The following is a 14083-nucleotide window of genomic DNA, read 5'->3' as shown; positions in this document are numbered from 1 at the left end:
GTTTTTCAAACGATGCTGAGTTCGTGGACGCGGTCGAAGCTGCCGCGCTTGCGGTCTTCGAAGTAATGTTCGAGCGCCTGGCGCACGGTGCGAAAGGCGATCTCGTCCCAGGGAATCTCGTCCTCGGTGAACAGGCGCGCTTCGATCGTCTCGTGGCCCGGGTCGAAGCGGTCGTCGAGCAGGCGGGCGCGGTAGAACATGTGGACCTGGCCCACGCGCACCACGCTGATCACGGCGAACAGGCCCTCGATCTCGAAGTTCGCGCCGGCCTCCTCGTCGGTCTCGCGGGCCGCGCCCTCGGCGGTGGTTTCCTCGAGCTCCATGAAGCCCGCGGGCAGCGTCCACTTGCCCCAGCGCGGCTCGATGTTGCGCTTGCACAGCAGCACCTTGTCGCCCAGCACGGGGATGGTGCCCACCACGTTCAGCGGGTTCTCGTAATGGATCGTGTGGCAGGCCGGGCACACCGCGCGCTGCTTGGTGTCGCCGTCGTCCGGCACGCGGTAGACCACCGCCGTGCCGCAGTTCTTGCAATGCTTGATGGGTACGCGAAGGAGCATGAAGCGGGACCGCGCGGGCGTCAGACGATCTTGACGGTCAGCGCGGGCAGGCCCGCGACCTGGCCCACCAGCATGTCGCCGGCCACCACGGCCGCGACGCCTTCGGGCGTGCCCGTGAAGATCAGGTCGCCGGGCTGCAGCTCCCAGGCTGCCGACAGGTGCTCGATGGTCTCGGCCACGTTCCAGATCAGCTTGCTCACGGTGCTGCGCTGGCGGTCTTCGCCGTTCACCTGCAGCGAGATCTCGGCCTGCTCGGCGTTGCCGGCCTGCGCCACGGGCACGATCGGGCCGATGGGCGCGCTCTGCTCGAAGCTCTTGCCGATGTCCCAGGGGCGGCCCTGCTTCTTCATGTCGTTCTGCAGGTCGCGACGCGTCATGTCCAGGCCCACGGCGTAGCCGTAGATGTGCTTGTGGGCGTCGGCCGCTTGGATGTTCTTGCCGCCGGTGCCGATGGCCACCACGAGTTCGATCTCGTGGTGCAGGTTCTTCGTGAGCGTGGGGTAGGCCATGGTGCCGGTCTGGCCCGCATCGACCGTCACCAGCGCATCGGCCGGCTTCATGAAGAAGAAGGGCGGCTCGCGGCCGGTGAAACCCATTTCCTTGGCGTGATCTTCGTAGTTGCGGCCCACGCAGTAGATGCGGTGCACCGGGAAGCGTGCGGGCTGACCGGCCACCGGCACCGAAACGGTGGCCGGCGGGGCGAAAACAAACTCGGAAGCCATGGGAAGGTGTCCTTTTTCAGCGAAGCGGGAGGGGAGACCGGCAGTGTGCCAGAGGCGGCACGGGCTTGCCGGCACGCCGGACTCGGGATTTTGCGGCGGCCCACAATAGGCGCTTCTGCGCGTTTCCCCGATCTCTTTTCTCCCTCGCTCCACCATGCCCATCCGACTCGGCAAAGCCGGCAAGGCCACCGCCTTCAACGAACTCGGCCGCGAACGCGACGAGGCCGGCGACCAGGACGGCGCCCTGGCCGCCTACACGCAGGCCAGCGCCATCCATCCGTACTGGTCGGCGCCCTGGTACAACGCCGGGCTCATCCACAAGTACCGCGGCGACTGGGCCGCGTCGTTGCAGGCCAACGCCCGCGCCGTGCTGTGCGAGCCGGGCAACGAAGGCGCGCTGTGGAACCTGGGCATCGCGGCCACCGCGCTGGGCGACTGGCCCACGGCGCGGCGCGCATGGCGCCAGTACGGCATCGGCATCCCGGACGGCGAAGGGCCGGTCGACTATTTCGTTGGTCTCACGCCCATCCGCGTGCACGGCGACGAGGCCAGCGAGGTGGTCTGGGCCGACCGCATCGACCCGGCGCGCGCCATCCTGCGCAACGTGCCCACGCCCGCCAGCGGCCACCGCTACGGCGACCTGGTGCTGCACGACGGCGCCGCCAACGGCTACCGCCGCCGCGGCGAACGCGAGGTGCCGGTGTTCGACGCGCTCGCGCTGATCGCGCCGTCGGACCATGCGACCTACGAAGTCTTCGTCGAAGAGGTGCAGGCCGAGGCGATCGATGCGCTGGTGCGCCGCTTCGAGGAAGCGGGCCTCAGCGCCGAGAACTGGACCAGCAGCATGCAGGTGCTGTGCAAGGCCTGCTCTGAAGGCCGCCCCGACGACCAGCACAACCATGCGCCCGGCGAGCCACCCGCGGCCGAAGGGCCGTGGCACCTGGGCATCGCCGCGCGCGAAGAAGCCGCAGCGCGCGCGCTGCTCGACACGTGGCGGCAAGAACACCCCGAAGCCCGGCTGCGCGACTTTCGCTGCGCATTGCCGGCCACACCACGCTCCTGAGAGGGCGCTATCCTCGAGAAATCATGAAGCTGCATAACTATTTCCGCTCCTCCGCCTCGTTCCGTGTCCGCATCGCCCTGAACCTCAAGGGCCTGGACTACGACTACGTGCCCGTGCACATCGCGCGCGGCGAACACCGCACCGGTCCGTACTCGGCGATCTCGGCCGACATGCTCGTGCCGCTGCTCGAGGACGAGGGCGAGCGCTTCTCGCAGTCGATGGCCATCATCGAGTACCTGGACGAAACGCACCCCGAGCCGGCGCTGCTGCCCAGCGACCCGGTGGGCCGCGCCCACGTGCGCGCGCTGGCGCAGTCGATCGCCTGCGAGATCCATCCGCTGAACAACCTGCGCGTGCTCAAGTACCTCGTGAAGGAACTGAAGGTCGACGACGAAGCCAAGAACACCTGGTACCGCCACTGGGTGCGCGACGGCCTGCTGTCGTTCGAGCGCCAGCTCGCGCAGCACCCGGGCGGCACCTACTGCTGGGGCGACACGCCCACCATCGCCGACTGCTGCCTCGTGCCGCAGATCTTCAACGGCCGCCGCTTCGACTGCGACTTCAGCGGCCTGCCGCGCACCATGGCCGCCTTCGATGCCTGCATGAAGCTCGACGCCTTCCAGCGCGCGCAGCCCTCGCAGTCGCCCGACGCGGAACCCTGAGCCGGCACGTCGCGATGAATCCGCAATGGCTGGTGCCCGAGTGGCCCGCGCCGCCGAACGTGCGCGCGCTGTGCACCACGCGCGACGGCGGGGTGTCGACCGGGCGCTATGAGAGCCTGAACCTCGGCGACCACGTGGCCGACGATGCCGCGCACGTCGCCGAGAACCGCCGGCGGCTGCAGCAGGCGATCGGCACGCGGCCGGTGTTCCTGCAGCAGGTGCATGGCACGGGGCTCGTGTCGCTCGACGATGCGCTGCCTGACGGTACCGTCGCCGATGCCTGCACCGCCACGACCTCCGCGCGCGCCTGCACGGTCATGGTGGCCGACTGCCTGCCCGTGCTCTTCACCGACGAACGCGGCCACCGCGTGGCCGCCGCGCATGCGGGCTGGCGCGGGCTGGCCGGCGGCGTGCTCGAACAGACCGTGCGCGCCTTCGCGCAGGATGAAGGGGCGCCGCGCCTGATGGCCTGGCTCGGCCCCTGCATCGGCCCGAAGGCTTTCGAGGTGGGGGCGGAAGTCAAGGCCGCCTTCGAGGCGCAGTCGCCTGAGGCGGCAGCGTGCTTCACGCCCGCGGCGGCCGATGGCAAGTGGCTGGCCGACCTGCCTGCGCTGGCGCGGCTGCGGCTGCGTGCGGTGGGTGTCGAGTCGCTCTATGGCAACGACAGCGGCGATGCGTGGTGCACCGTCGCGCAGCCGTCACGGTTCTTTTCGCACCGGCGCGACGGCGTCAGCGGGCGTTTCGCTGCGCTGGTCTGGATGGTCTGAAGCCGCGGCTTCCGCGGCGGCGCGACGGGCGGCTTCCTGCGCTTGCGCCTCGCGTTCCTTGATCGCCCGCCGGCGCGCCGGCGTGGCCATCAGGTAGATCACCAGCGCCACCGGCGCGAGGCCGTAAAGAAGAAATGTGAAGATGGCACCCAGCACCGTGCCCGTGGTGTTGGTGGCCTCGGCCACCGCCATCATCACGGCCACATAGAGCCAGCCGATCACGATCAAATGGATGAACACAGGCGCAGACGTTTTGTTTCAAGGGATTAGTGAAAGCGCGGCGTTGTGAGTGCCTTGCGAATGCAGCATACTCAAAACACGCAAGCCATCCGTTCGTATCGACCCAGGCCACGGCCAGGAGACATGATGAAGCAACAAGACACGGGGGCCGATGCGTTCGCGCCCTTTCAAAAAGCCCTCACGCAGGGCTGGACCCAGGCCATGGAGGCTTTCCAGAAAGCTGCAGGTCCAGGAGGTTCCGCCGCTTTCGACGTCGGCGGCACGCCGCTATGGCAATTGCCACAAATGGCGCAATTCCCGGGCGCAGCCACCATGCCCGAGCTGCCCAAGTTCTCCATCGATCCCGAGCAGCTCCAGTCCATCCAGCAGCAGTACCTGAGCGACGCCACCGACCTGTGGCGCCGCGGCTTCGGTGCCCGCCCAGAGGGCGACAAGCGCTTTGCCGCCGAGGCCTGGGGCAGCAACCCGCTGGCGGCCTTCTCGGCCGCCGTGTACCTGCTCAATGGCCGTACCATGATGCGCATGGCCGAGGCCATCGACGCCGACGACAAGACCAAGGCGCGCCTGCGCTTCGCGGTCGAGCAGTGGATGGCCGCGGCCTCGCCCAGCAACTCGCTCGCCTTCAATGCCGAGGCGCAGAAGAAAGCCATCGACACGCAGGGTGAGAGCATCGCCAAGGGCATCCAGAACCTGCTGCACGACATGAAGCAGGGCCACGTCAGCATGACCGACGAGAGCGCCTTCGAAGTGGGGCGCAACGTGGCCACCACCGAAGGCGCCGTGGTGTTCGAGAACGACTATTTCCAGCTGCTCGAATACAAGCCGCTCACCGCCAAGGTGTACGAGCGGCCGTTCTTGCTGGTGCCGCCGTGCATCAACAAGTTCTACATCCTCGACCTGCAGCCCGACAACTCGCTCATCCGCTATGCGAACGAGCAGGGCCACCGCGTGTTCGTGGTGAGCTGGCGCAACCCCGATGAGTCGCTGGCCCAGGCCACCTGGGACGACTACATCGAGAACGCCGCCATCAAGGCGATCCACACGGTGCAGGAGATCAGCGGCAGCAAGCAGATCAACACGCTGGGCTTCTGCGTGGGCGGCACCATCCTGAGCACTGCGCTGGCCGTGCTCGCGGCGCGCGGCGAGAAGCCGGCCGCGTCGGTCACGCTGCTGACCACCTTCCTCGACTTCAGCGACACCGGCATCCTGGACATCTTCGTGGACGAGCCCATGGTGCAGTACCGCGAGATGCAGCTGGGCAAGGGCGGCCTGCTGCCCGGCGGCGACCTGGCCTCGACCTTCAGCTTCCTGCGCCCGAACGATCTGGTGTGGAACTACGTGGTCGGCAACTACCTCAAGGGCGAGACGCCGCCGGCCTTCGACCTGCTGTACTGGAACAGCGACGCGACCAACCTGCCGGGCCCGTTCTACGCCTGGTACCTGCGCAACACGTACCACGAGAACAAGCTGGCCAAGCCGAATGCGCTCACCGTCTGCGGCGAGAAGATCGACCTGGGCAAGATCGACATCCCGGCCTACATCTACGGCTCGCGCGAAGATCACATCGTGCCCATCGGCGGCGCCTACACCTCCACGCAGTTGCTCACGGGCAAGAAGCGCTTCGTGATGGGCGCCTCGGGCCACATCGCCGGCGTGATCAATCCGCCCGCCAAGAACAAGCGCAGCCACTGGCTGCGCGAGGACGGCAAGTTTCCCAAGACCCAGCCCGAATGGCTGGCCGGCGCGCAGGAGCAGCCGGGCAGCTGGTGGACCGACTGGGCACAATGGCTCAAGGGCCACGCGGGCAAGCAGATCCCCGCGCCCAAGGGCTACGGCAACGGCAAGGCCTACAAGGCCATCGAACCGGCGCCGGGACGCTACGTGAAGGCCAAGGCCTGAACGGGCGCCAGCTCCCGCAAGATCGCAACCGATTTCAAATCACCTCAACGGAGAGAACCTCATGGAAGACATCGTCATCGTTTCGGCTGCGCGTACGGCGGTCGGCAAATTCGGCGGCTCGCTCGCCGGCATTCCCGCCACCGAGCTGGGCGCCCTCGTGATCAAGGAAGTGATCGCGCGCGCCAACCTCACGGCCGACCAGGTGGGCGAGGCCATCATGGGCCAGGTGCTCGCGGCCGGTGCCGGCCAGAACCCCGCGCGCCAGGCCTGGCTCAAGGGCGGCGGCACCAAGGAAACGCCGGCGCTCACCATCAACGCCGTGTGCGGCTCGGGCCTGAAGGCCGTGATGCTGGCGGCGCAGGCCGTGGCCACGGGCGACAGCGAAATCGTGATCGCCGGCGGCCAGGAAAACATGAGCATGGCGCCGCACGTGCTGCCCAACTCGCGCAACGGCCAGCGCATGGGCGACTGGAAGCTGGTCGACACCATGATCGTCGACGGCCTGTGGGACGTGTACAACCAGTACCACATGGGCATCACGGCCGAGAACGTGGCCAAGAAGTACAACATCGACCGCGCCTCGCAGGACGAACTGGCCCTGGCCAGCCAGACCAAGGCTGCTGCCGCGCAGGACGCCGGCAAGTTCAAGGACGAGATCGTCGGCGTGAGCATTCCGCAGAAGAAGGGCGACCCCATCGTCTTCAACCAGGACGAGTTCATCAACCGCAAGACCAACGCCGAAGTGCTGGCCGGCCTGCGTCCCGCCTTCGACAAGGCCGGCGGCGTGACCGCGGGCAATGCCTCGGGCCTGAACGACGGCGCTGCCGCCGTGATGGTCATGACGGCCAAGAAGGCCGCCGCCCTGGGCCTGAAGCCGCTGGGCCGCATCGCCAGCTACGCCACCGCCGGCCTGGACCCGACCATCATGGGCATGGGCCCCGTGCCGGCATCGCAGAAGGCGCTGCAGCGCGCTGGCTGGAAGGCCGCCGACCTCGACCTGCTCGAGATCAACGAAGCCTTCGCCGCACAGGCCTGCGCCGTGAACCGCGAAATGGGCTGGGACGTGAACAAGGTGAACGTGAACGGCGGCGCCATCGCCATCGGCCACCCCATCGGCGCGTCGGGCTGCCGCATCCTGGTGACGCTGCTTCACGAAATGCAACGCCAGAACGCCAAGAAGGGCATCGCCTCGCTGTGCATCGGCGGCGGCATGGGCGTGGCGCTGACGATCGAGCGCTGAGCCTGAGCACCGGGTGAACCGGTACGGGGAGGGGAGGCAGGGGCTCGCAAGGGCCGCTGCCTCCCCTCCCTTTTTTGTGCGCGCTGTTTGCGGGTTTCGCCTGCGGATTACTTCGACCGGTCTGAGTCCACGAGGTCCCAGGCCAGGCCCGCGAGCCAGCCGATGCCCACCAGCCACGCGCCGGCGTGCACCGTGTCGATGTCGGCCGGTGCCAGCCGGTGAACCAGCAGGGCGATCAGCAGCCCGGCGACGGCACCGAGGCAGGACCCGGGGGAGCTGAGGGCTTCGAGCATGTCAGGGCGACTGTAGCGACCCTCTTTCGCGCCTCGCATCGACCCGATTCGGCGTTCTGAGAACCTTTGGATTCATTTGGGCGACGGTCACCCGACTGGCTGACGCTCTTGTTCACCGCTCAAAAATTGAGCAATGTGTGGAATCCCTTTGTAAAACAACAACTTGCATTCGTTTTACAAAGCTCCGCCCCAGTTACCCCCAAAGTTGCCCACAGAAAGTGGGGATTGAAGCGGACTTCTTCACAACCGGCGGCAAGTCGTTGGTTTCAAAGGGTGGCCTAGCACAGGCAACCCCCTGTTTTTTCGCTTGACTTTCCTGTTTTAGAGCCATTTTTGGACCTGTCGGCCGCCAGACTTGTGCACTGCAAAAATTTTAAGCAAACTAACTATTCTCTTTATAAAACAACGACTTGCAATCGCTTTACAACGCTGCCCCTGACTTACCCCCAAAGTTGTGCACAGAAAATGGGGAAGACATCGGGTTTCTCACAAGCCGCCTGCAAGTGCCTGTTTTTGGCCGGAAATCGGGCTGTCAGCCGGTTTCGGCTTGCTGGTCTGTGTAGTGCCGGCACAGCGTCTCGACCAGCGCCTGCGCGTAGACGGGCAGGGCGGCGCGGTCGCGCACGAGCAGGTAGCGCTCGCGCACGCACCACGGGTCGCTGAGCTCGACCAGCGCGAGCCGCATGCTCTCCTGGTTGCGCCGCGCGGCCGATTCCGGCACCACGCCGATGCCCACGCCGCTGCCGATCATCCGGCACATGGCGTCGAAGCTGCCGAGCTGGATGCGCAGCTTCTGGCGCTTGCCCAGGTGGTCGGTGATCTGCCCCAGGAAGGCCTGCAGCGTGCTGCCCTGCTGCATGCCGATGGCGTCTTCGTCGAGCGTTTCGGCGAACGAGATGCGGCGCCGCCGCGCAAAGCGGTGCAGGCGCGAGGTGACGAGCACCAGCCGGTCGGTGCTGAAGTGGATGGTGTCCAGGCCCAGCGTGTCCATCTGGCCCGCGACGATGCCGATGTCGGCGCGCCCGTCGCGCACGCCGCGCGGGATCTGAGCATTCGGTTTTTCCTGAAGGTCGACGTTGATGCGCGGGTTGGCGGCCAGGAAGCCGGGCAGGATCTCGGGCAGGAAATCGGTCACCGCCGTGGTGTTGGCGAACACGCGCAGGTGGCCGCGCAGGCCGCCGCCGTACTCGAGCAGGTCGGCGCGCAGCTGGTCGGCCTGGTGCAGCACCAGCCGGGCGTGGTGCAGGAAGGCTTCGCCCGGCGGCAGCAGCCGTACGCCGCGGGCCTCGCGCTGCAGCAGCTGCAGGCCGGCCTGGGTCTCGAGCGCCTTGATGCGCGCGCTGGCCGCGGCCAGCGACAGGTGCTGGCGCTCGGCCGCCCGCGTGAGGTTGCCGAGTTCGGCCGTGGCCACGAACAGGCGCAGGTCGGTGAGGTCGAAGAGCATGGGGCGATGGTAGTCAAGCCTTCGGAATTTCAGAAGCCTGGCTTCCGAAATCGCAGATTGCGCCGGCGGGGCGGGCAGAAGACCATGCGGCGATGGAGACACAACACAAGCCAACCACCAGCGGATTAAAAGTCCGTTGCTCTGTCCCGATGAGATTCCGCGCCCGCGCGCTGCTCGCTTTCGGACTCACTGCCACCGCCTTGCTGGCCACCAGCCCAGCCACCGCCCAGACCTACCCCTCGCGCCCCATCACGCTCGTCGTGCCGCAGGCCGCGGGCGGCACCAACGACATCGTCGGCCGCCTCGTCGGCCAGAAGCTCGGCGAGGTGTTGAACAACGCCAGCGTGGTGGTCGACAACCGCCCCGGCGCGGGCGGCAACATCGGCACGCAGCTGGTCGCCAAGGGCCCGAAGGACGGCTACACGCTGCTCATGACGATCAGCAGCAGCCAGGCCATCAACCCCGCGCTGTACAAGAACCCGGGCTTCGACCCCGAGAAAGACTTCAAGCCCGTCGGCCTGGTCGGCGCCGTGCCCAACGTGCTGCTGGTGAACCCGTCGTTCCCCGCGAAGAACTTCGCCGAATTCCTGAAACTGGCGCGCGAGAAGGGCGCCAACTACCAGTACGCCTCGGCCGGCAACGGCACGCTCAACCACCTGCTGGGCGAGATGCTCAACAGCATGGGCGGCATCTCTTTGCAGCACGTGCCGTACAAGGGCGTGGCACCTGCCATCAACGACGTGCTGGGCGGGCAGCTGCCGATCGTGTTCGCGAGCCTGCCTTCGGCGCTGGCGCACATCAAGGCTGGCAAGCTGCGCGCGCTGGCCGTGAGCGGCGAAAAGCGCTCGCCCGTGCTGCCCGACGTGCCCGCCATCGCCGAGCAGGTGCCGGGCTACAACGGCACGCTGTGGATCGGCCTGTTCGCGCCCGCGGGCGTGCCGGCCGACGTGCTCGCCACCTTGCAGGACGCCACGCGCAAGGCGCTCGCGGCCAAGGACCTGCGCGACAAGCTCGACCAGCAGGGCGTCGAGATCGCCGCGCCCACCTCGCCCGAACAGTTCTCGGCGCTGCTGCGCACCGACCTCGCCAAGTGGGCGCGCATCGTCAAGGCCTCGGGCGCCGCGGTCGACTGACCTCGCCACTCATCCTTCTTCCCGACACACACGACATGACTTCTCCCCTGATCGACGCCGAAGCCCTCGCGCGCCTGCAGGCCTGGCAGGGCCGCACCGAAACGCTGCGCGACGACCTCACGGCCGCGCCCGTGCGCGGCCTGTCCGCCACGCTCGACCGCGACGACCCGCTGCCCGAGGCGGGCACGCGCCTGCCTGCGCTGTGGCACTGGCTCTACTTCCTGCCGCACCACCGCCAGTCGGAGATCGGCGAAGACGGCCATGCGAAGCGCGGCGGCTTTCTGCCGCCCGTGCCGCTGCCGCGCCGCATGTGGGCCGGCGGCCGGCTGACCTGGGAGCCGGGCAATCCGCTGCAGGTGGGCGATGCGGTCGAGCGCACGTCGACCATCGCCTCGGTCACGCACAAGGCCGGCCGCACGGGCGAGCTGGTGTTCGTGCTGGTGCGCCATGAAGTGCGCAACGCGCGCGGGCTCGCGCTGACCGAAGAGCACGACATCGTCTACCGCGCCGCCGCCGCACCCGGCGAAGCCACGCCGCCGCCCACGCCGGCACCGAAAGACGCCGCCTTCAGCCGGGACCTCGTGCCCGACGACGTGCTGCTGTTCCGCTACTCGGCGCTGACCTTCAACGGCCACCGCATCCACTACGACCGCCGCTACGTGACGCAGGTCGAGGGCTACCCGGGCCTCATCGTGCACGGACCGCTGATCGCGACGCTGCTGGTCGACCTGCTGCGCCGCAACGCGCCGGCCGATGCGCAGCTCGCGCGCTTCGAGTTCCGCGCCGTGCGCCCCACCTTCGACATCGCGCCGTTCCGCGTGCACGGCAAGCCCGCCGAAGGCAGCACCGACGGCAAGACCTTCAGCCTGTGGGGCGAAGACGCCGACGGCTGGCTCACGATGCAGGCCACGGCCGTGCTCGCCTGACGCAAGGAAAGAAAGAAGAAGCCCATGACCAGACCCCTGGACGGCATCACCGTCATCTCGCTCGAACACGCCATTGCGGCGCCGTTCTGCACCCGCCAGCTCGCCGACCTCGGCGCGCGCGTCATCAAGGTCGAGCGCCCCGGCGGCGGCGACTTTGCGCGCGCCTACGACGAGCGCGTGAACGGCGAGGCCTCGCACTTCGTGTGGGTCAACCGCTCGAAGGAAAGCCTCACGCTCGACCTGAAGCAACCCGCCGCGCTCGCCGTGCTGCAGGAGCTCGTGGCCGGCGCCGACGTGCTGGTACAGAACCTCGCGCCCGGCGCCGCCGCGCGCATGGGCCTGGGCGCGCAGGTGCTGCAGGAGAAGCACCCCGCGCTCATCGTCTGCGACATCTCGGGCTACGGCGAAGACGGCCCGTACCGCGACAAGAAGGCCTACGACCTGCTGATCCAGAGCGAGGCCGGTTTCCTCTCGGTGACGGGCACGCCCGACGACCCGTGCAAGTCGGGCAACTCCATCGCCGACATCGCGGCGGGCATGTACGCCTACACCGGCATCCTCGCGGCGCTGATGCAGCGCGGCAAGACGGGCAAGGGCTCGCACATCGACGTGTCGATGCTCGAATCGCTCGCCGAGTGGATGGGCTACCCCATGTACTACGCTTACGACGGCGCGCCGCCGCCGCCGCGCAGCGCCGCCTCGCACGCGACCATCTATCCCTACGGCCCGTTCCCCGCGGGCGATGGCGGCACCGTGATGCTGGGCCTGCAGAACGAGCGCGAGTGGCGCGCCTTCTGCGACAAGGTGCTGCTGCGCCCCGAGCTCGCGAGCGACCCGCGCTTCGACAGCAACGCGCGGCGCAACGAACACCGCGAGGCGCTGCGCACGCTCATCGTCGACACCTTCGGCGCGCTCAGCGCGGCGCAGGTGCTCGAACGGCTCGACACCGCGCAGATCGCCAATGCGCGCATGAACGACATGGCCGGGCTGTGGGCGCACCCGCAGCTGCAGGCGCGCGAGCGCTGGCGCCAGGTGGGCTCGCCGGCCGGCGACATTCCGGCGCTGCTGCCTGCAGGTCGTCAGAGTGCGTTCGACTACCGCATGGACCCGGTGCCCGCAGTCGGCCAGCACACCGACGCCATCCTGCGCAGCCTGGGCCGTGGCGACGACGCGATTGCAGCGCTGCGCGCGGCCGGCGCGGTATGAGCGGGCCCGCGAACGCCGCGCTCGCCCTGGCGCGCGCCTTTCTCTTCGTGCCCGCTGACCGGCCCGAGCGCCATGCCCGTGCATTGGCGACGGGCGCGGGCGGCGTGATCATCGACCTCGAAGACGCCGTGGCGCCCGCGCGCAAGGCCGAGTCGCGCGACGCGCTCGGCGCCTCGCTGGCGGCGCTGCCTGCCGAAGGGCGAGGGCGGCTGCTCGTGCGCGTGAACGCCAGCGGCACGCCGTGGCATGACGACGACTGCGCGCGCGCGGCCGGCTGGATCGCCGAGGGCCTCATCGCCGGCATCGTGCTGCCCAAGGCCGAGCACGCCGATGAACTGCATCGGCTGGCCGCCACGGCCGGACCGAAGGCCGTGCTGGTGCCGCTCATCGAATCGGCCGCGGGGCTTGCGGCGGTCGATGCCATCGCGGGTGCGCCGCAGGTGCTGCGGCTGGCCTTCGGCCACCTCGATTTCCAGGCCGACCTCGGCATGGCCTGCGACGCCGACGAGGCCGAGCTGGTGCCCGTGCGCCTCGCGCTCGTGCTGGCCTCGCGCCGCGCGGGGCTGGCCACGCCCATCGACGGCGTCTCGCCCGACTGGCGCGACGCCCAGCGGCTCGCCGCCGACACCGCGCGCGCGCGGCGCGGCGGCTTCGGCGCCAAGCTGTGCATCCACCCCGAGCAGGTCGCGCCCGTGCAGGCCGCGCTCGGGCCCACGGCCGACGAGGTGGCCTGGGCGCACCGCGTGACCGAGGCCGTGCGCGCGGCCGGCGGCGGCGTGGTGAGCCTCGACGGCCGCATGGTCGACGGGCCCGTGGTGCGGCTGGCCGAGCGCTGGCTGGCGCTGGCCGCATCTCACGGCCCGGGCGATTCATCCCTGACGCACTGATCCACAGACAAACCAAAAGGAGACAAAGAAGTGAACGCAACGAAGACCTGGAAACTGAAAGCCCTCATCGCGGCCTCGGCGGGCGCCTGCCTGCTGGCCGCCGCATCGCCTGCCGCTGCGCAGGCCGCGTGGCCCGACAAGCCCATCGTGATGGTCGTGCCGTACTCGGCCGGCGGCCCCACCGACGTGGTGGCGCGCATGCTCGCCGTGCCCATGGGCAAGTCGCTGGGGCAGACCGTGGTGGTCGAGAACACCGTGGGCGCGGGCGGCACCATTGCGCCGACCCGCGTGGCCAAGGCCGCGCCCAATGGCTACACCATCCTCATCCACCACATGGGCATGGCCACCGCGCCCGCGCTGTACAAGAAGCTCAACTACGACCCGCTGAAAGACTTCGAGTACGTCGGCCAGGTCATGGACGTGCCGATGACCCTGCTGTCGCGCAAGGACTTCCCGGCCAACAACTTCAAGGAACTGCTGGCCTACGTGAAGGCCAACAAGGACAAGGTCTCGCTCGCCAACGCCGGCATCGGCGCCGTCTCGCAGCTGTGCGGCATGCTCTTCGCGCACCAGATCGGCGTGCAGCTCACGACCGTGCCCTACAAGGGCGCAGGCCCGGCGCTCAACGACCTCATGGGCGGGCAGGTCGACCTGCTGTGCGACCAGACCACGCAGACCGCGCCCGTCATCAAGGACGGCCAGCGCGTGAAGGTGTTCGGCGTGACCACGCCCAAGCGCCTGTCGAGCATGCCCGACATCCCCACGCTCGACGAGCAGGGCCTCAAGGGCTTCGACGTGAAGGTGTGGCACGGCGTGTATGCGCCCAAGGGCACGCCGCCGGCCGTGATCGAGAAGCTCAACGTGGCCCTGCGCGCCGCGCTGCAGGACGACAACGTGAAGAAGCGCTTCGCCGAGCTCAGCACCGAGGCCGTGCCGATGGAAAAGGTCACGCCCGAGGCGCTGCGCAGTCACCTGGCGGCGGAGATCGAGAAGTGGGGGAAGGTGATCCGGGCTGCGGGGGTGCAGGCGGATTGAGCGCGACAG

Annotated in this window: 15 protein-coding genes; 10 read left to right on the top strand and 5 right to left on the bottom strand. The window is 68.6% G+C overall.

What is annotated here, in order from left to right:
- Nucleotides 1-5: 5 nt before the first annotated feature.
- Nucleotides 6-557 carry an NUDIX hydrolase gene (locus AC07OX_RS03890; RefSeq protein ID WP_062480276.1) on the bottom strand — a complete coding sequence of 184 codons (552 nt, stop codon included), beginning with the start codon at nt 555-557 and terminating at the stop codon, nt 6-8.
- Between the two features lie 20 nt (nt 558-577).
- A complete protein-coding gene (locus tag AC07OX_RS03885) occupies nt 578-1279 on the bottom strand; it encodes a fumarylacetoacetate hydrolase family protein (RefSeq protein WP_495259929.1) in 702 nt (233 codons plus the stop codon).
- 154 nt (nt 1280-1433) lie between these two features.
- On the opposite strand from AC07OX_RS03885, the gene AC07OX_RS03880 reads away from it, so the two are divergent.
- Genes AC07OX_RS03880 through pgeF form a run of 3 tightly spaced genes read left to right on the top strand, consistent with a single transcriptional unit; the run spans nt 1434 to nt 3771 of the window.
- Nucleotides 1434-2342 (top strand): tetratricopeptide repeat protein, encoded by a 909-nt coding sequence (locus AC07OX_RS03880; protein ID WP_495259928.1) that lies wholly within the window; start codon nt 1434-1436, stop codon nt 2340-2342.
- 23 nt (nt 2343-2365) lie between these two features.
- The gene (maiA, locus tag AC07OX_RS03875; protein ID WP_062480269.1) at nt 2366-3004 is read left to right on the top strand and encodes a maleylacetoacetate isomerase; all 639 of its coding nucleotides are present in this window, start codon (nt 2366-2368) and stop codon (nt 3002-3004) included.
- 14 nt (nt 3005-3018) lie between these two features.
- On the top strand, nt 3019-3771 hold the full coding sequence (pgeF, locus tag AC07OX_RS03870; RefSeq protein ID WP_495259927.1) for a peptidoglycan editing factor PgeF: 753 nt from the start codon (nt 3019-3021) through the stop codon (nt 3769-3771).
- On the opposite strand, the gene AC07OX_RS03865 is transcribed toward pgeF, so the two are convergent.
- Nucleotides 3703-4011, bottom strand: coding sequence for a hypothetical protein (locus tag AC07OX_RS03865; RefSeq protein ID WP_495259926.1), 309 nt, complete (start codon nt 4009-4011; stop codon nt 3703-3705). The genes pgeF and AC07OX_RS03865 overlap by 69 nt on opposite strands.
- A gap of 126 nt (nt 4012-4137) precedes the next feature.
- Here AC07OX_RS03865 and phaC point away from each other — a divergent pair, with 126 nt between their 5' ends.
- Nucleotides 4138-5910, top strand: coding sequence for a class I poly(R)-hydroxyalkanoic acid synthase (phaC, locus tag AC07OX_RS03860; RefSeq protein WP_495259925.1), 1773 nt, complete (start codon nt 4138-4140; stop codon nt 5908-5910).
- A 61-nt stretch (nt 5911-5971) separates the two neighbouring features.
- Complete coding sequence (locus AC07OX_RS03855) at nt 5972-7150, top strand: acetyl-CoA C-acetyltransferase (RefSeq protein ID WP_062480264.1); 1179 nt, start codon at nt 5972-5974, stop codon at nt 7148-7150.
- Nucleotides 7151-7257: 107 nt separating this feature from the next.
- Here the strand turns inward: AC07OX_RS03855 and AC07OX_RS03850 are convergent, their stop codons facing one another.
- Together AC07OX_RS03850 and AC07OX_RS03845 are read right to left on the bottom strand one after the other, a co-directional pair.
- A complete protein-coding gene (locus AC07OX_RS03850; RefSeq protein ID WP_495259924.1) occupies nt 7258-7443 on the bottom strand; it encodes a hypothetical protein in 186 nt (61 codons plus the stop codon).
- Between the two features lie 532 nt (nt 7444-7975).
- Nucleotides 7976-8887 carry a LysR family transcriptional regulator gene (locus tag AC07OX_RS03845; RefSeq protein ID WP_495259923.1) on the bottom strand — a complete coding sequence of 304 codons (912 nt, stop codon included), beginning with the start codon at nt 8885-8887 and terminating at the stop codon, nt 7976-7978.
- A 149-nt stretch (nt 8888-9036) separates the two neighbouring features.
- Between AC07OX_RS03845 and AC07OX_RS03840 the strand changes: the two genes are divergently transcribed.
- Genes AC07OX_RS03840 through AC07OX_RS03820 form a run of 5 tightly spaced genes read left to right on the top strand, consistent with a single transcriptional unit; the run spans nt 9037 to nt 14074 of the window.
- A complete protein-coding gene (locus AC07OX_RS03840; protein WP_495259922.1) occupies nt 9037-10020 on the top strand; it encodes a Bug family tripartite tricarboxylate transporter substrate binding protein in 984 nt (327 codons plus the stop codon).
- A 35-nt stretch (nt 10021-10055) separates the two neighbouring features.
- Nucleotides 10056-10946 carry an HTD2 family dehydratase gene (locus AC07OX_RS03835; protein WP_495259921.1) on the top strand — a complete coding sequence of 297 codons (891 nt, stop codon included), beginning with the start codon at nt 10056-10058 and terminating at the stop codon, nt 10944-10946.
- 24 nt (nt 10947-10970) lie between these two features.
- Entirely contained in the window at nt 10971-12152 is a 1182-nt protein-coding gene (locus tag AC07OX_RS03830) for a CaiB/BaiF CoA transferase family protein (RefSeq protein ID WP_070061123.1), read from the top strand.
- A complete protein-coding gene (locus AC07OX_RS03825) occupies nt 12149-13039 on the top strand; it encodes an HpcH/HpaI aldolase/citrate lyase family protein (RefSeq protein ID WP_495259920.1) in 891 nt (296 codons plus the stop codon). Before AC07OX_RS03830 ends, AC07OX_RS03825 begins: the two co-directional genes overlap by 4 nt.
- Before the next feature lie 30 nt (nt 13040-13069).
- Entirely contained in the window at nt 13070-14074 is a 1005-nt protein-coding gene (locus AC07OX_RS03820) for a tripartite tricarboxylate transporter substrate binding protein BugD (RefSeq protein ID WP_495259919.1), read from the top strand.
- Nucleotides 14075-14083: the final 9 nt, after the last annotated feature.

This window comes from Variovorax sp. GW821-FHT09D07 (assembly GCF_059416345.1).
This window is presented reverse-complemented; position numbering and strand designations above follow the sequence as displayed.